At 69.1% G+C, this 21,870-nt stretch carries 24 protein-coding genes; 1 reads left to right on the forward strand and 23 read right to left on the reverse strand.

Annotation, left to right across the window (positions count from 1 at the left end):
• Nucleotides 1-4 precede the first annotated feature (4 nt).
• The 5 genes from ACFWIW_RS12775 to rpsB form a co-directional block, all read right to left on the reverse strand.
• Nucleotides 5-901, reverse strand: coding sequence for a phosphatidate cytidylyltransferase (locus tag ACFWIW_RS12775; RefSeq protein ID WP_378368584.1), 897 nt, complete (start codon nt 899-901; stop codon nt 5-7).
• A complete protein-coding gene (gene frr, locus ACFWIW_RS12780; protein ID WP_240594227.1) occupies nt 901-1,458 on the reverse strand; it encodes a ribosome recycling factor in 558 nt (185 codons plus the stop codon). The genes ACFWIW_RS12775 and frr overlap by 1 nt, the downstream gene beginning before the upstream one ends.
• Before the next feature lie 51 nt (nt 1,459-1,509).
• Nucleotides 1,510-2,253 carry a UMP kinase gene (gene pyrH / locus ACFWIW_RS12785; RefSeq protein WP_364035029.1) on the reverse strand — a complete coding sequence of 248 codons (744 nt, stop codon included), beginning with the start codon at nt 2,251-2,253 and terminating at the stop codon, nt 1,510-1,512.
• A gap of 93 nt (nt 2,254-2,346) precedes the next feature.
• Nucleotides 2,347-3,171 carry a translation elongation factor Ts gene (gene tsf / locus ACFWIW_RS12790; protein WP_378368585.1) on the reverse strand — a complete coding sequence of 275 codons (825 nt, stop codon included), beginning with the start codon at nt 3,169-3,171 and terminating at the stop codon, nt 2,347-2,349.
• A gap of 92 nt (nt 3,172-3,263) precedes the next feature.
• Complete coding sequence (gene rpsB, locus ACFWIW_RS12795; RefSeq protein WP_378368586.1) at nt 3,264-4,136, reverse strand: 30S ribosomal protein S2; 873 nt, start codon at nt 4,134-4,136, stop codon at nt 3,264-3,266.
• Between the two features lie 382 nt (nt 4,137-4,518).
• On the opposite strand from rpsB, the gene ACFWIW_RS12800 reads away from it, so the two are divergent.
• The gene (locus ACFWIW_RS12800) at nt 4,519-5,124 is read left to right on the forward strand and encodes a M23 family metallopeptidase (RefSeq protein WP_360967297.1); all 606 of its coding nucleotides are present in this window, start codon (nt 4,519-4,521) and stop codon (nt 5,122-5,124) included.
• 559 nt (nt 5,125-5,683) lie between these two features.
• On the opposite strand, the gene ACFWIW_RS12805 is transcribed toward ACFWIW_RS12800, so the two are convergent.
• The 18 genes from ACFWIW_RS12805 to ACFWIW_RS12890 form a co-directional block, all read right to left on the reverse strand.
• Nucleotides 5,684-6,532: a FliA/WhiG family RNA polymerase sigma factor gene (locus ACFWIW_RS12805; RefSeq protein ID WP_091600115.1), complete on the reverse strand. Its 849-nt coding sequence runs from the start codon at nt 6,530-6,532 to the stop codon at nt 5,684-5,686.
• A 107-nt stretch (nt 6,533-6,639) separates the two neighbouring features.
• Nucleotides 6,640-7,635: a tyrosine recombinase XerC gene (locus tag ACFWIW_RS12810; RefSeq protein WP_378368587.1), complete on the reverse strand. Its 996-nt coding sequence runs from the start codon at nt 7,633-7,635 to the stop codon at nt 6,640-6,642.
• Nucleotides 7,636-7,740: 105 nt separating this feature from the next.
• The gene (gene dprA, locus ACFWIW_RS12815; protein ID WP_378368588.1) at nt 7,741-8,880 is read right to left on the reverse strand and encodes a DNA-processing protein DprA; all 1,140 of its coding nucleotides are present in this window, start codon (nt 8,878-8,880) and stop codon (nt 7,741-7,743) included.
• Complete coding sequence (locus ACFWIW_RS12820; RefSeq protein WP_378368589.1) at nt 8,877-10,388, reverse strand: YifB family Mg chelatase-like AAA ATPase; 1,512 nt, start codon at nt 10,386-10,388, stop codon at nt 8,877-8,879. The genes dprA and ACFWIW_RS12820 overlap by 4 nt, the downstream gene beginning before the upstream one ends.
• Complete coding sequence (locus tag ACFWIW_RS12825) at nt 10,389-10,775, reverse strand: YraN family protein (protein ID WP_378368590.1); 387 nt, start codon at nt 10,773-10,775, stop codon at nt 10,389-10,391.
• A 244-nt stretch (nt 10,776-11,019) separates the two neighbouring features.
• A complete protein-coding gene (locus ACFWIW_RS12830; protein WP_003096226.1) occupies nt 11,020-11,343 on the reverse strand; it encodes a DUF2469 domain-containing protein in 324 nt (107 codons plus the stop codon).
• Nucleotides 11,340-12,119, reverse strand: a complete 780-nt coding sequence (locus ACFWIW_RS12835; RefSeq protein ID WP_378368743.1) for a ribonuclease HII — start codon at nt 12,117-12,119, stop codon at nt 11,340-11,342. Before ACFWIW_RS12835 ends, ACFWIW_RS12830 begins: the two co-directional genes overlap by 4 nt.
• A gap of 58 nt (nt 12,120-12,177) precedes the next feature.
• Complete coding sequence (gene lepB, locus ACFWIW_RS12840) at nt 12,178-13,107, reverse strand: signal peptidase I (protein WP_240594233.1); 930 nt, start codon at nt 13,105-13,107, stop codon at nt 12,178-12,180.
• A 31-nt stretch (nt 13,108-13,138) separates the two neighbouring features.
• Complete coding sequence (gene rplS, locus ACFWIW_RS12845) at nt 13,139-13,507, reverse strand: 50S ribosomal protein L19 (RefSeq protein WP_378368591.1); 369 nt, start codon at nt 13,505-13,507, stop codon at nt 13,139-13,141.
• 160 nt (nt 13,508-13,667) lie between these two features.
• On the reverse strand, nt 13,668-14,432 hold the full coding sequence (trmD, locus tag ACFWIW_RS12850) for a tRNA (guanosine(37)-N1)-methyltransferase TrmD (RefSeq protein WP_378368592.1): 765 nt from the start codon (nt 14,430-14,432) through the stop codon (nt 13,668-13,670).
• On the reverse strand, nt 14,432-14,944 hold the full coding sequence (gene rimM / locus ACFWIW_RS12855; protein ID WP_378368593.1) for a ribosome maturation factor RimM: 513 nt from the start codon (nt 14,942-14,944) through the stop codon (nt 14,432-14,434). Before rimM ends, trmD begins: the two co-directional genes overlap by 1 nt.
• Nucleotides 14,945-14,960: 16 nt before the next feature.
• A complete protein-coding gene (locus ACFWIW_RS12860) occupies nt 14,961-15,200 on the reverse strand; it encodes an RNA-binding protein (RefSeq protein WP_003103110.1) in 240 nt (79 codons plus the stop codon).
• The gene (rpsP, locus tag ACFWIW_RS12865; RefSeq protein WP_240594235.1) at nt 15,197-15,643 is read right to left on the reverse strand and encodes a 30S ribosomal protein S16; all 447 of its coding nucleotides are present in this window, start codon (nt 15,641-15,643) and stop codon (nt 15,197-15,199) included. The genes ACFWIW_RS12860 and rpsP overlap by 4 nt, the downstream gene beginning before the upstream one ends.
• A gap of 157 nt (nt 15,644-15,800) precedes the next feature.
• Nucleotides 15,801-16,607: a CPBP family intramembrane glutamic endopeptidase gene (locus ACFWIW_RS12870; protein ID WP_378368594.1), complete on the reverse strand. Its 807-nt coding sequence runs from the start codon at nt 16,605-16,607 to the stop codon at nt 15,801-15,803.
• A gap of 57 nt (nt 16,608-16,664) precedes the next feature.
• The gene (locus ACFWIW_RS12875) at nt 16,665-17,414 is read right to left on the reverse strand and encodes a CPBP family intramembrane glutamic endopeptidase (protein ID WP_378368744.1); all 750 of its coding nucleotides are present in this window, start codon (nt 17,412-17,414) and stop codon (nt 16,665-16,667) included.
• 45 nt (nt 17,415-17,459) lie between these two features.
• Nucleotides 17,460-18,533, reverse strand: coding sequence for an amidohydrolase family protein (locus ACFWIW_RS12880; protein ID WP_378368595.1), 1,074 nt, complete (start codon nt 18,531-18,533; stop codon nt 17,460-17,462).
• Nucleotides 18,534-18,536: 3 nt separating this feature from the next.
• On the reverse strand, nt 18,537-20,078 hold the full coding sequence (ffh, locus tag ACFWIW_RS12885) for a signal recognition particle protein (protein WP_063271547.1): 1,542 nt from the start codon (nt 20,076-20,078) through the stop codon (nt 18,537-18,539).
• Nucleotides 20,079-20,156: 78 nt separating this feature from the next.
• Nucleotides 20,157-21,710 (reverse strand): pentapeptide repeat-containing protein, encoded by a 1,554-nt coding sequence (locus tag ACFWIW_RS12890; protein ID WP_378368596.1) that lies wholly within the window; start codon nt 21,708-21,710, stop codon nt 20,157-20,159.
• Between the last annotated feature and the right edge of the window lie 160 nt (nt 21,711-21,870).

Raw genomic sequence — 21,870 nt, forward strand, 5'->3', positions numbered from 1 at the left:
GGGGCTAAACGGGGACGAACGCCGAGAGCAGCAACCAGGAGACGACGGCCGAAGGAAGCAAAGAATCGAGCCGGTCCATCAAACCGCCGTGACCCGGCAGCATGTTCCCCATGTCCTTGACCCCGAGGTCGCGTTTGATCAGCGACTCGACGAGATCGCCCAGCGTCGCCGTGCAGACGATCGCCGCGCCGAACAGCACACCCTGCCAGGCGTGGCCGTCGAGCAGGAGGCTCAGGGTCAGCGCACCGGCGACCACACCGGCCACGAGGGAACCGGCGAACCCTTCCCAGGTCTTCTTCGGGCTGATGGTCGGCGCCATCGGGTGCTTGCCGCCCAGCACACCGGCGATGTAGCCACCGGTGTCCGAGGCGACGACACCGATCATGAACGCCAGCACCCGGCCGACACCGTCGGCAGGCGGGACGAGCATGGCGGCGAAGGCGCCGAAAAGCGGGATGTACGCGGCGGCGAAGACCGACGCGCTGATGTCGCGCAGATACCCGTCCGCGCCGCCGGGCAACCGCCACAGCAGGCAGACGAGCACCGTCAGCACGAACGCCGTCAACGCGCCTTCGCGGCCGTACGGCCACGCGAGCCAGATCATCGCCTGACCGCCGACGAGCACCGGGACCAGCGCGATCCGGATGCCCGCCGCGCGTTTCAGTGCCCCGGCCAGCTCGATCGTGCCGACCGCGATGGCGATCGCGATGATGCCGATGAACAGGAAACGCACGGTGAGCAGGGACGTGATGATCGCCGCGCCCAGCAGCAGCCCGACCCCGATCGCGGCGGGCAGGTTACGGCCGGCGCGGGAAACCTTCTTCGCCGGTTCCGGCTTCTCCGCCGGAACCGGTTCCGGGGCGTCCACCCGGTCCTCGCGTTCCTCGCTCACCTGGCTCATCAGACCTCGAGTAGCTCGGCTTCCTTGTGTTTCACCAGCTCGTCCACCTTGTGGGTGTAGGTGTCGGTGAGGTTCTGGAGTTCCTTCTCGGCGTGGACGACCTCGTCCTCGCCTGCCTCGCCGTCCTTCTTGATCCGGTCGAGTTCTTCCTTGGCCTTGCGGCGGACGCTGCGGATCGAGACGCGGGCGTCCTCGCCCTTGGCCTTGGCGACCTTCACCATCTCCTTGCGGCGCTCTTCGGTGAGCTGCGGGATGACGATGCGGATCACGTTGCCGTCGTTGCTCGGGTTCACGCCGAGGTCCGACTCGCGGATCGCCTTCTCGATGGCGTTGAGGGAGCTCTGGTCGTAAGGCTTGATCAACGCCATCCGGGCTTCGGGGATGTTGACGCCCGCCAGCTGGTTCAGCGGGGTCGGCGCGCCGTAGTAATCGACGACAACGCGCGAGAACATCCCGGGGTGGGCCCGGCCGGTGCGTACCGACGACAGGTCCTCCTTGGCGACGGACACCGCTTTTTCCATCTTCTCCTCGGCGTCGAGGAGGGTCTCGTCGATCACGGCAACTCCCGTTGTTGTGTATGCGTACCGATTACGGAGATCAGAGCAGGACTACGCGGGCACCCCGTCGGCGGGGGTGTCGACCAGGGTGCCGATCCTTTCACCGCCGACCGCGCGGGCGATGTTCCCCTCGGTGAGCAGATTGAACACGATGATCGGCATGTTGTTGTCCATGCACAGGCTGAACGCGGTGGCGTCGGCGACCTTGAGGTCCCGTTCCAGCACCTCGCGGTGGCTGATCTCGTGGAACATCTCGGCGGTCGGATCGCTCTTCGGGTCCGCGGTGTAGACGCCGTCGACGGCCTTCGCCATCAAGACGGCTTCGCAGCCGAGTTCGAGCGCGCGCTGCGCGGCGGCGGTGTCCGTCGAGAAGTACGGCATGCCGACCCCCGCGCCGAAGATGACGACGCGGCCCTTCTCCAGATGACGCTCGGCGCGGCGCGGGATGTACGGCTCGGCGACCTGCCCCATGGTGATGGCGGTCTGCACCCGGGTGGGCAGGCCCTCCTTCTCCAGGAAGTCCTGCAGCGCCAGGCAGTTCATGACGGTGCCGAGCATCGCCATGTAGTCCGCGCGGTCGCGGTCCATGCCGCGCTGCGACAGTTCCGCGCCGCGGAAGTAGTTGCCACCGCCGATCACGACGGCGATCTGCACACCCGTCCGTGCGACGTCGGCGATCTGCTGGGCGACCGAGTGCACCACATCGGGATCGACCCCGATGGAACCGCCGCCGAACATCTCGCCGCCCAGTTTCAGCAGCACCCGCCGGTATCCGCCTTCGACCCGGACACCCATGTCGCCCTCCCTAATGCTCTGAAACCCGACTGTGCCCCGTCCCCGATGGACGGAGACGGGGCACAGTGGTGATTCTTGTGTTCCGCGCCTTGATCAGGCCTGGCCGACCTCGAACCGGGCGAACCGGCTCACGGACACGCCGGCCTCGTCGAGCAGGGCCTTGACGGTCTTCTTGTTGTCCTTGACCGAAGGCTGCTCGAGCAGGACGTTGTCCTTGTAGTAGGCGTTGACCTTGCCCTCGATGATCTTGGGCATGGCCTGCTCCGGCTTGCCCTCTTCGCGGGCGGTCGCCTCGGCGACGCGGCGCTCGTTCTCCACGACCTCGGCCGGGACCTCGTCACGGGTGAGGTACTTCGCCTTGAGCGCGGCGACCTGCATGGCGGCGCCACGAGCGGCCTCGGCGGCGGCCTCGCCCTCACCGGTGTACTCGATGAGCACGCCGACGGCGGGCGGGAGGTCCGCACCGCGACGGTGCAGGTACGTGGTGGTGGTGCCCTCGTAAGCGGCGACACGGCGCAGCTCGAGCTTCTCACCGATGCGGGCGGCCAGCTCCTGGACCTGCTCCTCGACGGTCTTGCCGTCGAGCGAGGCGGCCTTCAGCTTCTCGACGTCGCTGGTCTTCTCGGCCTTCGCGACCTCGACGATCTTCGCGGCGAGGGCCTGGAAGTCCTCGTTCTTCGCGACGAAGTCGGTCTCGGAGTCGAGCTCGATCAGCACGCCGCCGTCACCGGCGACGAGGCCCTCGGCGGTGGCGCGCTCGGCGCGCTTGCCGACGTCCTTGGCGCCCTTGATGCGCAGGAACTCGACGGCCTTGTCGAAGTCGCCGTCGTTCTCCTCCAGCGCCTTCTTGCAGTTCATCATGCCGGAGCCGGTGAGCTCCCGGAGACGCTTCACGTCTGCGGCGGTGTAGTTCGCCATCGTGGGTGTGTCCGTCCTTTTTCAGGTACGAGAAAGTCTTTTGGGGAATTCACTCGTGGGGCCGCCCGGAGGCGGCCCCACGAGCTGGTGGATCAGGAGGAGGCGGTGGCCTGCTCGGCCGGGGCCTCGGTGGCGGCGTCGGTCGCGGCGGCGGCTTCCTTGGCGTCCGCGGCGGCGGTCTCGGAACCGGCGAGCAGCTCCTTCTCCCACTCGGCCAGCGGCTCGTCCGTGGCGACGCCGGCCTCGGGCTTGGCGTCGGCGGAGGCACCGTTGCGGCTGGAGCGGGCCATCAGACCGGCGGCGGCGGCCTCGGCCACGACCTTGGTCAGCAGCGCGGCCGAACGGATGGCGTCGTCGTTACCCGGGATCGGGTAGTCGACCTCGTCCGGGTCGCAGTTGGTGTCCAGGATCGCGACCACCGGGATGTTCAGCTTGCGAGCCTCGCCGACGGCGATGTGCTCCTTCTTCGTGTCGACGATCCACACGATGCTCGGCACCTTGGCCATGTCGCGGATACCGCCGAGGGTCTTCTCGAGCTTGTCCTTCTCACGGGTGAGCGTGAGGATTTCGCGCTTGGTCAGGCCGGCGAAACCGCCGGTCTGCTCCTGCGACTCGAGCTCCTTCAGGCGGAGGAGACGCTTGTGCACCGTCTGGAAGTTGGTCAGCATGCCGCCGAGCCAGCGCTGGTTCACGTAGGGCATGCCCACGCGCGAGGCCTCGGAGGCGATGGCTTCCTGAGCCTGCTTCTTCGTGCCGACGAACATGATGGTGCCGCCGTGCGCGACGGTTTCCTTGATGAACTCGTACGCACGGTCGATGTACGTCAGCGTCTGCTGCAGGTCGATGATGTAGATGCCGTTGCGCTCGGTGAAGATGTAGCGCTTCATCTTCGGGTTCCACCGACGGGTCTGGTGCCCGAAGTGCACGCCGCTGTCGAGCAGCTGCTTCATGGTGACGACGGCCATTGCCGGAATCAACCTCTTCTGTGTCGTGCGCGCCCGGCTCCGCCGGAACGCGCTTGCTCGGTTCGTCGCTCTCGGCCGGGTGGCCGATCGCCCTGGTGCCGATGCTCGGGCCCGGACCCTGTGGCGAAGTGACCCCAAGGACCGCCGGGCCGTGTGCCCCCGGCTGTCCTGACCCTCCGTGAGGAGATCGGCCATCGGGAGCGCGCACGTGCACGCGAAGTCAGTCCGCTGCCGCGGACCGCGCAAAAGAGTCTACTCCCTGTCGCCACCGGGTACCGCACCGGCAGCCCCTGCTGAGAGGGGTTGTCCACAACCACCTCGGTTATCCACAGATTCCCCCGGCGCGCCCCGCACGCCACGCCGGTCCCCCAGCCTGGAACACATGACCATGACGACCTGTTCCCGCCCTGTCACCAGGCACTCCTTCGCTCTCGACCGCACCGGTGGGCGGCACCGCCGCCCTGGGCGCCCTCGGCGGCTTCCCCGCCTCGCGATCCTCGCGACACTGCTCGCGATCTTCGCGTCGGCGGCGATGCCGGGCACGGCCAGAGGCGCGCCCTCCCCGCAAGGGCGCCTCTCCTGGCCGCTCTCGCCGGCACCGAGCGTCACCAGGTACTTCGAGCCGCCCTCGACTCCGTACGGCCCCGGTCATCGGGGAGTCGACCTCGCCGCGGCACCGGGAACGAACGTGCTCGCGGCCGCCGAAGGAGTGGTGATGTTCGCCGGGCAGGTGGCCGGCCGCGGCGTGGTGTCGATCGACCACGATGGCGGGCTTCGCACCACCTATCAACCGCTCGCCCCGACGGTCACCGCGGGTGATCAGGTCTACCGCGGGCAGGTGCTCGGGACGCTCGCGGCGGGACACCCTGGCTGCCCGGAGCCGGCGTGCCTGCATTTCGGCGTCCGGCGTGGCGAGGAGTACGTCGATCCGCTCGCCTTGATCGGCGAGCCGTCCGAGATCCGGCTCAAACCGTGGGAAGGGGACTGAGTGACCGTTCCGGGGCCAGCGCCGCTCCCTGCCCGCGAATGATCCAGGTGGGGCCTGGGTTGCCAGAGCGGGACGCGGGGTCCTCGGCAGATCACGCGATTCGCACTTGCCTGAGCACGGAACTCGCGTGATCGACGGCCGAACACGCGTGCTTGGAGACGGAACTCGCGTGCTGGAAGGCGGAACTCCCATGCTGGGCGGACGATCACTCCGAGTCCGGGGCCGCGACGTGCCTTCCGGCTCCACGCCTGTTCCGGCCCCAAAACACACGTCACCCGGCCCGAACACGCGCGTCGTCCCTCCAGACACACGCGTCGCCCTTCCAGACACACCCGCCGTCCGGCCAGACACACCCGCCGTCCGGCCTTACACATGTGCCGTCCCTCCAGACACGCGCGCCGTCCCTCTGTCAGGAGGCGCGTGCGGCGCACTCACTCGAGAAAGGGGCTTCCAGTAGCGCGGCAAGGCCGCGACGTGCGGCCTTGCCGGTTCACCCGGAGCGGCCCGGGCGGGCGTCGGACAGCCGGGCACCGCGGCTGATCGTCGCGGGACCGACCGGCTAGGCCTGCTCGACCAGTTTGGCGCGCAGCCGCATGACGGCGCGGGTGTGCAGCTGGCTGACCCGTGACTCGGTGACGCCGAGGACCTTGCCGATCTCGGCGAGCGTGAGGCTTTCGAAGTAGTAGAGACCGACCACGATCCGGTCGCGTTCGGTCAGCTGGGCGATCGCCTGCGCCAGCTGGCGCCGGTTGTCCTGGTCGACCAGGACGGCCACCGGGTCGACGGCGCCGTCGTCGGGCAGGGTGTCCACCAGCGAGCCGCTGTCCTTGCCCGCGGCGACCAGGTCTTCCAGTGCGATGACGCTGGTCAGCTGCATCTGCCCGTAGAACTCGCGCAGGTCGTCGACGCTGATTTCGAGCTCGGCCGCGAGCTCGGCGTCGGTCGGTGTGCGGTTCAGCCGGGCGCCGAGACGTTCCAGCGCGCGTTCGGCCTCGCGGGCCTTGCTGCGGACCGCCCTGGGCACCCAGTCCTGGGAACGGAGATCGTCGAGGATCGCGCCACGGATGCGCTGCATGGCGTAGGTCTCGAACCGCAGGCCCCTGGCGGGTTCGAACTTCTCGATCGCGTCGACCAGGCCGAAGATCCCGGACTGGATCAGGTCACCGACGTCGACGTGGGTCGGCAGGCCGGTGCCGACCCGGCCCGCGACGTATTTGACGAGCGGGGCGTAGTGGAGCACGAGCCGGTCGCGCACGACCTGGTCCGGCGACTCGGTGAACTCCCGCCACAGCGCCTGGATCCCGGCGTCCACTTCGTAGCCGGTCCGTGCTTCGGGTGCGACGGCAGGACCGTCCCCGCCGGGACGATGTTTCCCGGCGGCTTCGGTGACATGTGGGTCGGCGGTCATCGGACCGCCGTTCTCAGCATGCGACTCAGCGTGGTCTCCGTGCTCGTGCGGATGCGCGTGCGCCGCCGGTCCGGGCCGCCGGGTCACCTGCCGAGTTCTCCCCGGCATCATCGGGCCCGGGGGTGCGCGCGGTCGTGGATCGCCTTCAGCCGATCGACGGTCACATGAGTGTAGAGCTGCGTTGTAGCCAGCGTAGCGTGACCAAGCAGTTCCTGAACGCTTCGAAGATCAGCGCCACCTTCGAGCAGATGGGTGGCCGCGGAATGTCTCAGGCCGTGCGGCCCCATGTCGTTCGCGCCCGGCACCGAACCGACGGCGTCGTGGACGATCCGCCGGGCCGCCCGCGGGTCGAGCCTGCCACCCCGGGCCCCCAGGAAGAGCGCCGCTTTCCCCGGATCCTTCGTCTCGACGGCGAGCTTTCCCCTGCCCTCGTCCAGCCATGCCCGCAAAGCCGTTTCGGCGGGGACGCCGAACGGTACGACCCGTTCCTTGCCGCCCTTGCCCAGCACGAGCACGACCCGGCGGGAGAAGTCGACGTCGCCCACATCCAGCCCGCACAGTTCCGAGACCCGCACACCGGTCGCGTAGAGCAGTTCCACGATGGCACTGTCCCTCAAAGCCACCGGGTCGCGCTGTTCGGCACCGGCGGCTGAGAAGCGCATGACATCGCTCGCCTGCTCCGCGCGGAGGACCCCGGGAAGCTTGCGGTGCGCGCGGGGCGCCACCAGCCGTCCGCCCGGATCCGACGCGAGCGCCCCACGTCGGTGTGCCCACGCGGTGAAGGTGCGGGCCGCGGCCGCACGCCTCGCCAAAGTCGTCCGGCCGGCTCCCTCCTCGCGTTGCCGGGCGAGCCAACCGCGCAGTACCCCGATGTCGAGATCTTCGAACCGGCCGCCGTTCCCGTCCACGAAACCCGTCAGCGACACCACGTCGCCGAGGTAGGCACGCACGGTGTGCGCGGACAGCCCGCGTTCCAGCGAAAGGTGCCGCTCGTAGTCGTCGATCAGCTTCCGGACAGATTCCGGCAGCGCGGCACGGGCGGCGCGCAGATCGGGTCTGCGGGCGCGTTTCCCCGTGCCGTGGGGACCTTCGGTCGACGGCATGCCGATCACGCTGCGCGATGTACGGCGGATGGTCAAGTATCGCCGCACCCTGTTGCGGTGTCCGTGGTCGGATCGTGCCGGGATGGCGTCTCAGGTGTAGGCCAGTCAGGTCTTGGCGGCCCTTCTTCGCCACCCTGTGTCACTCTTTTCCGCGAAGCCCTCGAGTTCCAGTTCGGGAAGCAGCGAGCGGACGCGCTCGACCGGGATGCCGGACTCGGCCGCCAGCCGTTCCTCCGGTCTCGCCGATCGCTCGGACAGCGCGTCGTGCACGCGCAGCGCCTCCGGACCGAGCCGATCGGTGCGGCGGCGCGGTTTCGACGGATCCGCTCCCGGCGCTCCCAGCCGTCCGGCGGTCTCGAGGATCTCGTCGACCGAGGTCACCAGCGTGGCCTCGCCTTCGCGGATCAGCGCGTGGCAGCCGGCGGACATCCCCGACGACACCGGCCCCGGCATGGCCATCACGACCTTGCCCAGGGCCCCGGCCGTACTCGCGGTGTTCCGCGCGCCGCTGCGCCTGCCCGCCTCGACCACGACCGTCCCCTCCGTGAGCGCCGCGATGAGCCTGTTCCGCACGAGGAACCGATGCCTCGCGGGCGAGGTGCCCGGCGGGTATTCGCTGACCACCGCGCCGGCCTTTCCGATGTTGCGCAACAAGGTCGCGTGCTGCGCCGGGTACCCGACGTCGGCTCCGCAGCCGAGGAGGGCGACCGTCGTCCCGCCCGCGCTCAGCGCGCCCCGGTGGGCCGCGCCGTCGATGCCGTACGCCGCTCCCGAGAACACCGGGATCCCGCGGCTCGCGAGGTGATAACCCACCTCGGCCGCGTTGTGCTCGCCGTATCCGGTCGCCGCGCGGGCGCCGACGATCGCGATCGCCTGGTCGACCGCTTCATCGAGCTTGGCCGGGCCGCGGACCCACAGTGCCAGCGGAGGTGCCACACCGGAAACGCCCCTGCTCTGCGCCACGGCCAGCGAAAGCAACGGCCAAGCGGGCCATTCGCCGTCTTCCGGGATGACGAGCCTGGTCTCGTCGGCCGCGGCCCGCTCCAGATCCCGCTCGGCGTAGTCGTGCGCCCGCCGGGCGGCCGTCTCGTCCCGCACCTTGGGCGGGCAGTCGGCGCGCCGCACCCGTTCCGCGGCCACGACAGGGCCGACTTCGCCGACGAAGCCGGCCAAAGCGGGTGCCGGAGGCTCGGCAACGCGCAGGAGGTACGACCGCGCGAGACGTTCGGCTTCGAGTTCACTCATCCGGATGACCTCTCGCGGAAGTTCAGGGCAGCCGCGACCTCATCCGCCTCCGGCTTGTCGGCCCCCTTCAAATCGGCGAGCGTCCAAGCGATGCGAAGGCAGCGGTCGGCGCCGCGGGCGGTGATCGCACCCCTCTCCAGCGCCCGGTCCAGCAGCGCCGTGACCTGCGGTGGCAGGGCGAACTCACGGCGCAGCGCGGGTCCGGGCACTTCCGCGTTCGTGAGCCAGCCTTGCTCCGCCCAGCGTTTCCCGGCCCGCTCGCGTGCCTCCAGCACTCGCTCCCGGACGGCCGCCGACGCCTCGGGCGGCTCGCTCAGGTGCGCGCTGAGCGCGGACAGCGGGCGCAGCCGAACCCGCAGATCCACCCGATCGAGTAATGGCCCGGACAGCCGGCCCAAGTAGCGCCTTCGCACGGTCGCCGAACAGGTGCAGTCGGCGTCCTTCGCCGGGGCGCAAGGGCAGGGGTTGGTCGCCAGCACCAGCTGGAAACGCGCGGGGTATCGCACGGAGCCCTTGACCCTCGCGATCCGCACTTCGCCCTCTTCGAGCACCGTGCGCAGCGACTCCAGCCGTTCCGGGCCGAATTCGCACACCTCGTCGAGGAACAGGATTCCCCGGTGCGCCCGGCTGATCGCGCCGGGGACCGCCAGGCCGCTTCCGCCGCCGATCAGGGCGGGCACGCTGATCGAATGATGCGGCGCGACGAACGGCGGCACGGTGACCAGCGGTTCGGCGCGGGAGAGCGAACCGTCGACCGAATGCACCGCTGTCACCTGCAACGACTCTTCGGCGGTCAGCCGAGGAAGCAGACCGGGAAGGCGTTTCGCGAGCATCGTCTTGCCCACCCCGGGCGGGCCGGTCATGAGCAGGTGATGCCCGCCTGCCGCGGCCACCTCCAACGCCCATCGCGCTTCCGGCTGCCCCACGACGTCGGCGAGGTCCGGCACCCGCGGCGGCTTCTGGACTGCCGACGGCTCGGGGCGGGTGAGTTCCCCTTCGCCCTTGAGCCAGTCCAAGAACTCGCTCAGCCGCGCTACCCCGCCGACCTCCAGCCCGTCCACGAGAGCGGCTTCGAACAGCGACTCGGCGGGGACGACGGCCCGCCGGTACCCGGCGTTGCGCGCCGCCAACAGCCCCGGCAGGACCCCGCGGACCGCCCGTACCCGGCCGTCGAGGGCGAGCTCACCGAGCAGCACGGTGTTCAGCAGCTTCGTGGCGGGGACCGAGCCGGTGGCGGCCAGGACCGCCGCCGCGATCCCCAGGTCGTAGCCGGACCCCACCTTCGGCAGATTCGCCGGCGACAGGCCGAGGATCACCCTCTCGTCCGGCCAGGTCCGCCCGGAATTGCGCACGGCGGAACGGACCCTGTCCTTGGCCTCTTTCAGCCCGGTGTCGGGAAGGCCGACCATCGTCACCTTCGGCGAGCCACCGCCGATGTCGGCCTCGATCTCGATCATCCTGCCGTCGACGCCGAGCAGCGCGACGGACCAGGCCTTCGCCAGCGCCATTCAGAACGCCGCCTTGATATGCCGCACCCGGGGCGGGGCGTCGGGCTGGGCGACGATCGCGATGATGTCGTAGCGGACCGGGCACCAGCGGAGCATGAACTTGCGCTGCCACTGGTACGCGAGACGGCGGATGCGATCCGCCTTGTCCGGGGTCACCGCCTCGGCCGGAGTACCGAAGCCCAGCCCCGTCCTCGTCTTGACCTCGCAGAAGACGAGGCGTTTCGTGTCGGTCGCTATGAGGTCCAGCTCGCCGTCACGGCAACGCCAGTTACGGCTCAGGACGACATAGCCCGTTTTCTCCAGATGCCGGACCGCGAGGTCCTCACCCCAGCGGCCCAGTTCGATCCGGGGTGTCCCGGCGGATGGTTGTTCGGCGGTGCTCGTCATCTCGATCCCCCTCAGCGATCGTCACGGTGCGTGTGCGATCAACGCTGCCAGGGTGAGGGGGTGGCGGACAGACCCGATTTGGCCGCCTGTGGACAACCGGGGTGTTGTGGATGGTTGGGCCGTCGTGGGAGCTCGTCGGACGGAATCGTCGGTGGGTTGTGCTATGCGCCCCGGGCAAGTACGTGGAAGGCCCCCTTCACGGGCTGGACGCCAGGTGAAGGGGGCCTTCCACGTACTCAGGGCATCAGCCGGAGAACGGTCCGTCTTCCGGCAGCCGGAGATCCGGTTTGTCGAGCTCTTCGACGTTGACGTCCTTGAACGTGATGACCCGGACGTGCTTGACGAACCGGGCGGGCCGGTACATGTCCCAGACCCACGCGTCGGACATGCGGACCTCGAAGTACACCTCACCGCCACCGTCGCGCACCTGCACGTCGACGGCGTTCGCGAGATAGAACCGCCGCTCGGTCTCCACCACGTACGAGAACTGGCCGACTATGTCGCGATACTCGCGGTAAAGCGAGAGCTCCATCTCGGTCTCGTACTTCTCGAGATCCTCTGCGCTCATGAAATCCGCGCCCCTCCTCGCGATTTTGCTGCTGTTCCAGCGGCGGAGCGTTCATTGTCACCCACGTACGGGCCGAGGGCACGTATCGGCACGCTCGGGTTTTCCAGCGCCGCGACGGTGAGCACGACCGGGTGAGGCGGCCGGACACGGTGCGCGGCGGCGGCGGTGGCCACGTTGGCGTACGACCAGCGATGGACCGGACTCGGACCGTGAGTGTTCAGCGCCGCGCTGTGATCGGTGGTGCTGTATCCCTTGTGCACGTCGAAACCGTAGTGCGGATGGACGTCGTGCAGGTCGCCCATGATCCGGTCACGGGTGACCTTCGCCAGCACTGAAGCCGCCGCGACGCACGCGACGGCCTTGTCCCCCTTGATCACCGGGACGCTCGGCGCGGGCAGCCCGGACACGCGGAATCCGTCGGTCAGGACGTAACCGGGCGCGTTCCGCAACGCCGAGACGGCGCGCCGCATGCCTTCGAGGTTCATGACGTGGATGCCGTACAGGTCGACCTCGGCCGCCGGGATGACGATGACCGAATAGTCGACGGCACGCTGGACGACCCGGTCGTACACGCGGTCGCGCGCCTTGGCCGTGAGCACCTTCGAATCGGTGAGCTCGGGCAATCGCGCGGCGTCGCCGGGCCGCAGGACGCAGGCGGCCACGACGAGCGGGCCGGCGCAAGCACCGCGCCCTGCCTCGTCGACTCCGGCGACGGGCCCGAGGCCCCGCCGGTCCAGCGCACCCTGCAAACCCCAGAAGAGGTCGCCACGCACCACTGCCCGCGGCGGCCGAAGCGGCTCGGCCGGTGTGAGCGGTACAGGAACTCTCAAGGCCTTACCGCCTCCGGTCGACCGCCTTGCGCACTCCGGCCGACATCCGCCTGCCGAGGAAGAGCACGGGCCACGCCGCGGCGATACCGACCCCCAAGGGGAGCCCCTGCTGCCAAGCCGGGGCGCCGAGCGCCAGCGGCTGAGCGTTCGCCTGCGGGTTGTGGTCCGAAACGCCACCCCAGCGGCCGGGCGGGAGCACGATGACCCGTGCCTTGCCGATGATGTTGTCCACCGGGACGGCGCCGTTGACCCCACCGCCACCCTGGATACGGGAGTCGCTGGAGTTGTTGCGGTTGTCGCCCATCACCCAGACGTATCCGGCGGGCACCTTGACCGGCTCGAAGGTCCGCTCGGTCGGGGCCATGCCCTCTTCCCAGTGGACGTACGGCTCGTCGAGTGCCTTGCCGTCGACGACGACGCGGTTGTTGTCGCAGCACTGGACCGTCTGGCCGCCGACCGCGATGATCCGCTTGACGAAGTCACGCTCGTCCGGCGGCGCGAACCCGATCAGGGAACCCAGCGTGCGGAATCCGGTGACGAAGATGTTGCTGGACTCCGGCGTGTCGATCTCGCCGACCCAGGCGGGCGGTCCCTTGAAGACCACCACGTCGCCCGGGCTGGGATCGGTGAAGTCGTACGTGATCCGGTCGACCAGGATCCGGTCGCCCGTGCATCCCGAGCAGCCGTGCAAAGTGGTCTCCATCGACCCCGACGGGATCATGTAGACCTTGGCGAGGAACTGCTGGATCAAGATCGTCAGCACCAGTGCGACGACGATCAGGATCGGCAGTTCCTTCCAGAACGACCGCTTCTTGTTGACCTTGCCGAATTTCTTGGATCCGGATCGGCCCCGGCGGGAGGCCCGGGTGGGGCGCTCCTCTTCGGGGCGATCGGGCTCGTCTTCGGAGGTGTTCTGGGACACGGGTTCGACCACGACGCCAGGTTACCTGTAACCGAGTGGCTACTCAGGAAGCGGAGGTCGTCTCGCGGTTTTCGCGGCGTTCCTTGATCTTGGCGGCCTTGCCGCGCAGCTCGCGGAGGTAGTACAGCTTCGCCCGGCGGACGTCACCGCGCTTGAAGACCTCGATCTGGGCGATGTTCGGCGAGTGCACCGGGAACGTGCGCTCCACGCCGATCCCGAACGACACCTTGCGGACCGTGAAGGTCTCGCGGATGCCGCCGCCCTGGCGACGCAGCACGACGCCCTGGAAGACCTGGTTGCGCTCGCGGTTGCCCTCGATGACGCGGACGTGAACCTTGAGCGTGTCGCCCGGTCGGAAGTCCGGGATGTCGGAACGCAGTGACTGCGCGTCCAGCGCGTCCAGGGTGTTCATCGGTGGTCCGTCCTCGTCTTCGTATGGCTTACGTGCAGCTTGGGCGCGCAGTGTCGGGCACTGCGACCTACCCGGGGGCTGATGGCGTTCCGGTGTACGGCGCCGGCTGCGAAGCCGCGCGTCCACTCACGCCAACCTGTCAAGTATTGCAGACCAGGTCTCAGGCGTTTGACCCGGCCTGGCCGGTGCCCTCGTCCAACCGTTCGAGGACACCGAGATCGTGCTTGTCGAGACTACCCTCCGGCAGCTGCCCGATCAGTTCGGGCCTGCGCCGGACGGTGCGTTCCAGCGCCTGGTCGCGGCGCCAGCGGTCGATCAGCGCGTGGTTTCCCGAGCGCAGGACGTCCGGTACGGCCAGGTCGCGCCAGACCTCCGGACGGGTGTAGCTGGGGCCTTCGAGGAGGCCGTCGGAGAACGAGTCCTCCTCGGCGGAGCGGGCGTTGCCGAGGACTCCGGGCAGCAGCCGGACGACGGCTTCGACCATCACCAGTACCGCGGCCTCGCCGCCGACCAGCACGTAGTCGCCGATGGAGACCTCGTCGACGGGCATCCTCCGCGCGGCGTCGTCGATCACCCGCTGGTCGATGCCCTCGTAACGGCCGCACGCGAACACCAGGTGCTCCTCGGCGGCGTACTGGTGGGCCATGGCCTGGGTGAACGGCCGCCCGGCGGGGGTCGGGACCACGAGGCGGGTGTTCTCGCCGCAGACGTCGTCCAGGGCGGGGCCCCAGATCTGCGGTTTCATCACCATGCCGGGCCCGCCGCCGTACGGGGCGTCGTCGACGGCGCGGTGGACGTCGTGCGTCCAGTCCCGCAGGTCGTGCACGCCGACCTCGATGAGGCCGCGGTCGATCGCGCGCCCGAGCAACGCGGCGCGGAGCGGGTCGAGGTATTCGGGGAAGATCGTGACGACGTCGAGGCGCATCAGGCGTCCAGCAGGCCTTCCGGCGGGTCGAGGACCACGCGGCCGCCCGCGACGTCGACGGCCGGGACGATCGCCTTCACGAACGGCACCAGCACCTCACGTCCGTCGTGTTCGATCGACAGCAGTTCCCCGGCCGGCGAATGCACGATTTCGAGCACCTTGCCGACGACGGTGCCGTCGCCGAGTTCGGCCCGGAGGCCTTCGAGTTCGTGGTCGTAGAACTCGTCGGGGTCTTCGGTCGGCGGCAGCGTCGAGGTGTCGGCGATCAGCAGCGCGCCGCGGAGGGTCTCCGCGACGTCCCTGGTCAGCACCTCTTCGAAACGCACCAGCAGCCGCCCGCTGTGTTCGCGGGCGGCTGCGATGGTGAGGTTTCTGCTGCTGCCGTCACGCAGCTTCGTCGTGACGGCCGAACCGACCGCGAACCGCTGTTCCGGTGAGTCCGTGCGCACGTCCACCGCGAGTTCCCCGCGGATTCCGTGCGCCTTGGCGATCCGGCCGACTACGACGTCCATCCCGTTCAGTCCTTGGTCAGCGATCGGTGTCGACGACGTCCACGCGGACGCCGCGGCCACCGATGCCGCCCATGACGGTGCGCAGGGCGGTCGCGGTACGACCGCCCCGGCCGATCACCTTGCCGAGATCGTCGGGGTGCACGTGCACCTCGAGCGTGCGGCCACGGCGCGTGGTCAGCAGCTCGACCCGGACCTCGTCCGGGTTGTCGACGATCCCGCGCACCAGGTGCTCGAGGGAGTCAGCGAGGAAGCTCACGCCTCGGCCTTGTCACCCTCGGCGGCTTCGGCCTTCTCGGCCTCGGCCTTCTTCGGAGCGGACTTCTTCTTCGGCGTGGTGGCCTCGGCGGAGGGCTCTTCGCCGGCGGCGGCGAGCGCGGCGTTGAAGAGGTCCTGCTTCGACGGCTTCGGCTCGGCGACCTTCAGGGTGCCCTCGGCGCCCGGCAGGCCCTTGAACTTCTGCCAGTCACCGGTGATCTCGAGGATGCGCTGGACCGGCTCGGTCGGCTGGGCGCCGACGGACAGCCAGTGCTGGGCGCGGTCGGAGTTCACCTCGATGAGGCTCGGCTCCTCCTTGGGGTGGTACTTGCCGATCGTCTCGATGGCCTTGCCATCACGGCGGGTGCGCGCGTCGGCGACGATGATGCGGTAGTACGGCGCACGGATCTTGCCGAGACGCTGCAGCTTGATCTTGACGGCCACGGGTGTGGGTACTCCTCAGTTCTCTCTGATGCATGTGGAAGGCGCACGCCAGCCGAGTGGGGACACGGCTGCGCACACCCGAAGGGTGAGCTCGGGCGCGGTGAGAGGGTCCGGCCAAAGCAGGCAAGCGAACATTCTGCCAGACGCCCGCCCGCCGTCAGAACGCGGCTATCCCGAGCGAGGCGAGCAGGATCGTCACGGCCGGGAGGAAGTTGTTCACCTGATGGGCGACGACGCTGCCGAGCAGCCGCCCGGTGAACACCCTGGCCAGCCCGATCGGGATCGCGATCACCAGCAGCAAGGTGGTACGCAGCGGTTCGAGGTGGCTCGCCGCGAAAACCGCCGTGGAGACGAGGAACGCCGCGATCCTCCCCCAGCGTTCGGTGCGCCAGGTGAGCCGCTCCACCGCGCCCCACAGGAGGCCGCGATAGATGATCTCCTCGCAGATCGGCCCGACCAGCCACAGGTAGATGAACATGACGACGGCCGCCGAGACCGACATCCGCCGGTCCTCGACGAGCGCGGAGATCGCCGAGGTCGCGTTCTCGTTTCCGACGGCCTGAGTCCAGACGTAGGCGGCCAGCGAGGTGAACCCGAGCCCGAGCACCCCGAGTTTGAGCCCGACCTTGACGTCGGCCCAGCTCCAGCCGATCCGCAGGTCGGTGAACGGTCCGTTGCCACGCAGCCGGGTGATCAGCAGCGCCACCCCGGCGGCGATCATCGTCGGCACCATGGTGCCCAGCAGCACCATGCGCATCGGCAGGGGCTGACCGGGCTGGACGTCGCCGAGCAGGACGCTGATGAACGCCGCCGACGCCAGCAGGACGGCTTCCACCAGGAGGAAGGCCCCGAATCCCCAGCGATGCGGCGGTGGCGTGTCGGGCGCGGCCACCTCACCTCCGGCAGTGACTTCATCCGGCGGCGCCGCCTCGGGGATCGGCTCCCTTGGCTGAGATACGGTCACGCCGATCCTCCGGTGATCGTTCGGTTACTCAAAGACTCTAACCGCCAGGACCGGCGATCACCTCGCCGCGAAGAGCAATACAGCCGGTGGGAGGTTGTTGGCCGCGTGCGCGATCACGGACGCGCACACCCGGCCGGACAGATAACGGGCCAGACCGATGGCGATGCCCTGGCCGAACAACGCGATCGTGCGCGCGGCCTCGCCGTGCAACTGGGCGAACACCAGCGCCGTCACCAGCAGGATCACCCATGAGGGCAGGCGGTGGAAGCCCATGGCGTTCCACAGTGTGCCGCGGAAGAGCAGTTCTTCGGTGACCGGAGCGGCGAGGACGACGATGACCGCGGCCAGCACCAGCCAGACCGTGTCGCCTTCGGTGGTGCCCGACAGTTCGGTGATCGGGCCCGGCGAGACGTCGGAGAAGGTCCTGTCGTCGCTGTCGGTCCCGTAGACGGCGAGCAGGAGCAGGTTGAGCAGGTAGCCGGCGGCGAGCGCGGCGGCTCCGCAGGCGAGCCCGATCCGGACGTCGCGCCAGGTGGGCTTGAGCCCGAAATCCGCGCGAAGTCCTTGGCCCCACAGGCGAGAGCCCACCGCGGGGCCGAGCCCGAGCACGAGGGTCGGCAGGAACGCGAGGATCAGCAGCGGGCCGACGTCGCGGAGTTCGAGCGGGTCGTAGCCGCCGAAGCGACCCGACATCAGGAAGCTCATGACGAGCGTGACGAGGTGGTATCCGGCGATGCCCGCGAAGAACGCTACGAATCCCCAGTGCGCTCCGAGCACCAGACGCTCACGAGCCTGCCCGTCGTCCACCACGCCTCCACGCTAAGTGCCGCTCCGGTCACGGGTGGAGTCGGGTCAGGCGTAGATCTTGCCACGCAGGACGATGTGGCTCGGATGGCGGAGCACCGCGAGATCCTCGCGCGGATCGGACGGGTAGACGAGCAGATCGGCCGAAGCGCCGTCGACGATGCCCGGTACGCCGAGCCAGTCGCGGGCCGCCCACGAAGCCGACGCCAGCGCTTGCTCCGCGGACATACCCGCCTTGTGCAGCGCCTCGATCTCGTCGACGAGCCTGCCGTGCTCGACCATGCCGCCCGCGTCGCTTCCCGCGTACACCCCGACACCCGCCTCGATCGCCGTCGAGACCATCTCCCCCACGCCGGCGTGCAGCGCCCGCATGTGGTCCGCGTACACCGGGTACTTGCCCGCCTTGTCCGCGATACCGGGGAAGTTCTCGATGTTGATCAGGGTCGGCACGAGCGCGATCCCGCGTTCGGCGAGGACGCCCAGCTGGTCCGCCGAAAGCTCCGTGCCGTGTTCGAGGCAGTCGATCCCCGCGTCGATGAGACCGGGCAACGCGGCCTGGCCGAACACGTGCGCCGTCACCTTGGCGCCCTCGGCGTGCGCGGCGGCGATGGCCTCGGCGAGGACGTCGTCGGGCCAGAGCGGCGCGAGATCACCGACGCCCCGGTCGATCCAGTCGCCGACGAGTTTGACCCAGCCGTCGCCGTCACGCGCCTGTTCGGCGACCGCCTCCGGCAGCTCGGACGGGTCTTCGAGTTCGATACCGAGGCCCGGGATGTAGCGCTTGCGCAGGGCGAGATGCCGTCCGGCGCGGATGATCCGCGGCAGATCGGCCCGCTCCTGCAACGGCCGGACGTCGATCGGCAGCCCGCAGTCGCGGATCAGCAGCGTCCCGGCGTCGCGGTCGGTGATCGCCTGCTCGGTGGCCTCTTCGAGCGTGGTCGCGCCGCCGACCCCGATCCCGGGATGACAGTGCGCGTCGACCAGCCCGGGAACGAGAAAGCCTTCCCGGACAACGGTTTCCGCTCCGGCGACGGGTTCGGTCGTGATCCGGCCGCCGGTGACCCACAGCTCGCGGTGCTCGCCGTCCGGCAGGACGACGCCGGCCAGGTGCAGCGCCTCCACGGGCTATTTGTCCTTCGGCAGCTTGAACTTCTTCGGGTCGAACCCGGGTACGTCGTTCATGCCGCCGAGCTGGGAGAGGTCGGGCATGCCAGCTCCCCCGGGCATCCCGCCGCCCGGGGGCAGCATCGGCATACCGCCGGGGAAGCCGCCGCGGACCTTGGGCTGCGTCGGGCCGCGCCCCTTGCCCTTCTTCCCCTTCTTGCCCTTGCGGTTCTTGCTGCCGCCGCCTCCGCCGCCGAAGCCGAAGCGGCCCGCCATCTGCGCCATCATCTTGCGCGCTTCGAAGAACCGGTTGACCAGGTCGTTGACGTCGCGGACGGCGACACCGGACCCCTTCGAGATCCGCACCCGGCGCGAGGCGTTGATGATCTTCGGGTCGGCCCGCTCGGCGGGGGTCATGCCGCGGATGATCGCCTGCAGCTTGTCGAGCTGCTTGTCGTCGACCTGCGCGAGCTGGTCCTTCATCTGGCCGGCGCCGGGCAGCATGCCGAGCAGGTTGCCGATCGGGCCCATCTTGCGGACCGCGAGCATCTGCTCGAGGAAGTCTTCGAGGGTGAGCTGGCCGCTGCCGAGCTTGGCCGCGGTCTGCTCGGCCTTCTCCTGGTCGAAATGCTGCTCGGCCTGCTCGATGAGGCTGAGCACGTCGCCCATGCCGAGGATCCGGCTGGCCATCCGGTCCGGGTGGAAGAGGTCGAAGTCTTCGAGCTTCTCACCGTTGGAGGCGAACAGGATCGGCTGCCCGGTGACCTGGCGGACCGACAGCGCGGCACCACCGCGGGCGTCACCGTCGAGCTTGGTGAGCACGACACCGGTGAAGCCGACGCCGTCGCGGAACGCCTCGGCCGTGGTGACCGCGTCCTGACCGATCATCGCGTCGACGACGAACAGCGTCTCGTCCGGCGAGACGGCGTCGCGGATGTCCGCGGCCTGCTTCATCAGCTCTTCGTCGACGCCGAGACGGCCGGCGGTGTCGACCAGGACGATGTCGTGCTGGGCGCGTTTGGCCTCGTCGATGGCACGGCGGGCGACGTCGACCGGGTCTCCGACGCCGTTGCCGGGCTCGGGCGCGAACACCGCGACCCCGGCCCGCTCGCCGACGACCTGCAGCTGCGTGACCGCGTTGGGGCGCTGAAGGTCACAGGCGACCAGCATCGGCGCGTGGCCCTGCTTCTTCAGCCACATCGCGAGCTTGCCCGCGAGCGTCGTCTTACCGGCACCCTGCAGACCCGCGAGCATGATGACCGTCGGCGGGTTCTTCGCGAAGGTGAGCCGCCTGGTCTCGCCGCCGAGGATGGTGACGAGTTCCTCGTTGACGATCTTGATGACCTGCTGCGCCGGGTTCAGCGCGCCGTGCACCTCGGCGCCCTTGGCGCGCTCCTTGATGCGGGCGATGAAGTCCTTGACCACAGACAGCGCGACATCCGCCTCGAGCAGCGCGATCCGGATCTCGCGCGCGGTGGCGTCGATGTCGGCGTCGGAGAGCCTGCCCTTGCGAGACAGGGTCTGCAGGGCGGACGTGAGCCGATCGGAGAGGGTGTCGAACACGGGTGTGCACGCTCCAGCTGGGTCGTTGTGGCTTGCCGGTACGGACCGGCGGCTTCCCAGGGTAGTCGGTGTCCGGGGTCAGCGTTTGACGCGGTTGCGGACGGCCAGCAGCGTCAACCCGAGCAGCAGTGGCCCGAGGACGCGCATGACCAGCCGCAGGACCTCGCCGAACGGCGTCAGCTCCTTCGGCAGCGACGCCAGCTTCGTGTCCAGCGAAACGGTGCTCTGTGCGACGTAGATCAAGGTGTCCCCGAAGGCGGGCGTGGTCTTGAAGCCGCCTAGCCAGATGCTCGTGCTCACGACGGCGATGAGGACCGCCAGGGTCGCGAGGGCTCTGAGGGCGCGGAGGCCGTAGCCGGAGACGAGCCAGTAGAGGTGGAGGATGACGCGCTCGGACCACGGGGTGGCCGGGCTGTGGCGGCGCATCTCCATCTCGCCGTAGTAGAAGTCGGCGGCACCGGGTTCGTTCTTGCTGTCTTCCTGTGCCTTGCGGAGCTGGCGGTAGAGATCCGCGATGCGCCGCGGGCCGACGGGGGCATTCCGGTCGGCCCGCCACTCCCGTTCCTCCGCGAGCACCTGGCGCTTGCGGTACGAACCGAATCCGCAGTCACCTTCCAGCCGCAGCTTGTCCAGGTGATGCGCGCCGGTGAAAAGACAGCCCGCGAGGTCGATGTCGGTGAACACGACATCCGCGACATCCGTGCCCTCGACGGATTTCACCGACGCGGGTCCCATGACCGTCGACGCCTTGCCGAAGATCGTCCGCCGCAGGCAGGCCGCCGAGTTCGCGCCCAGCCTGAGCGTGACCCCGTCCTCGAACCTGGTCTCGGCGCAGTCCACCTCGGCTTCGGCGGTGATGAGCATCCGTCTGCGGAAGGTCGCACGCCCGAAGATCAGGTGCTCGGCGGTGACCGGCCCGAAGCGTTCGGCCGCCGTGAAATCCACCCCTCGGAAGCGGGCCGTCGTCGCGAATCGCGCACCTTCGAACTTCACGTCTCCGTCGAACCGGGAGTCCTTGAAGCAGGCGTAGTCCTGGAAACGGGATTCCGAGAACGTCGTGGCGCCACGGAATTTCGCACCGCTGAACATGGCGCGGCCGTCGAAACGCAACGAGCCGAAGCCCGCTTCGCCCGCGAATTCCGCTCCGGCGAACGAAACCTGACCGGGGAATCCGCGCGAGAACGACACGTCGGTTTCGAACTTCGCGTTCTCGAAGGAGACGCGCCCACCGAACCGCGTGTCCTCGAACGTGGTCTTCTCGAACGAAGCGTCCTCGAACGTCACCGACCCGCCGAACCGGCTGCGAAGAAACGAAGCGCTGTCACGAAAGCCGGCCTTGTCGAATCTGGTGGTGCCTTCGAACGTGGCATCCGTGAAGTCCGCGTCGAAGAACGTGACGTCTTCGAAAACCACGAGACCGTGGAAGCGCGCTTCGGCGAAATCCGCGCGGCCGAACTCCGCGCGACGGCCGTCGATGCTGCCGACGGCGTCGACGAGTCTCCCGACGAGTTCCCCGGAAAGCCCGGTTCCCCGGAGATCGACTTCGGCGCCGAGCGAGAGACCACGGAAGTACTCGTCCTGCTGCCCGGTTTCGAGGTGCTCGAGGCAGTGATCGAAGCCGGGGACGCGCACGCCACGGCAATCCTCGCGATCGCATGACGGCCAGGCCTCGCCCATGCGTAATTACTAGCGCAAAAAACAGGGCTCCGGGACCGATCGCCCCTCGCAGACCGGTACCGGAGCCCCTACGGAAGGCTCGCCTCCCCGCGAGCCGACCGTAAGCACACTTGGC

The organism is Amycolatopsis sp. NPDC058340, from assembly GCF_042723975.1.
GTDB lineage: Bacteria > Actinomycetota > Actinomycetes > Mycobacteriales > Pseudonocardiaceae > Amycolatopsis.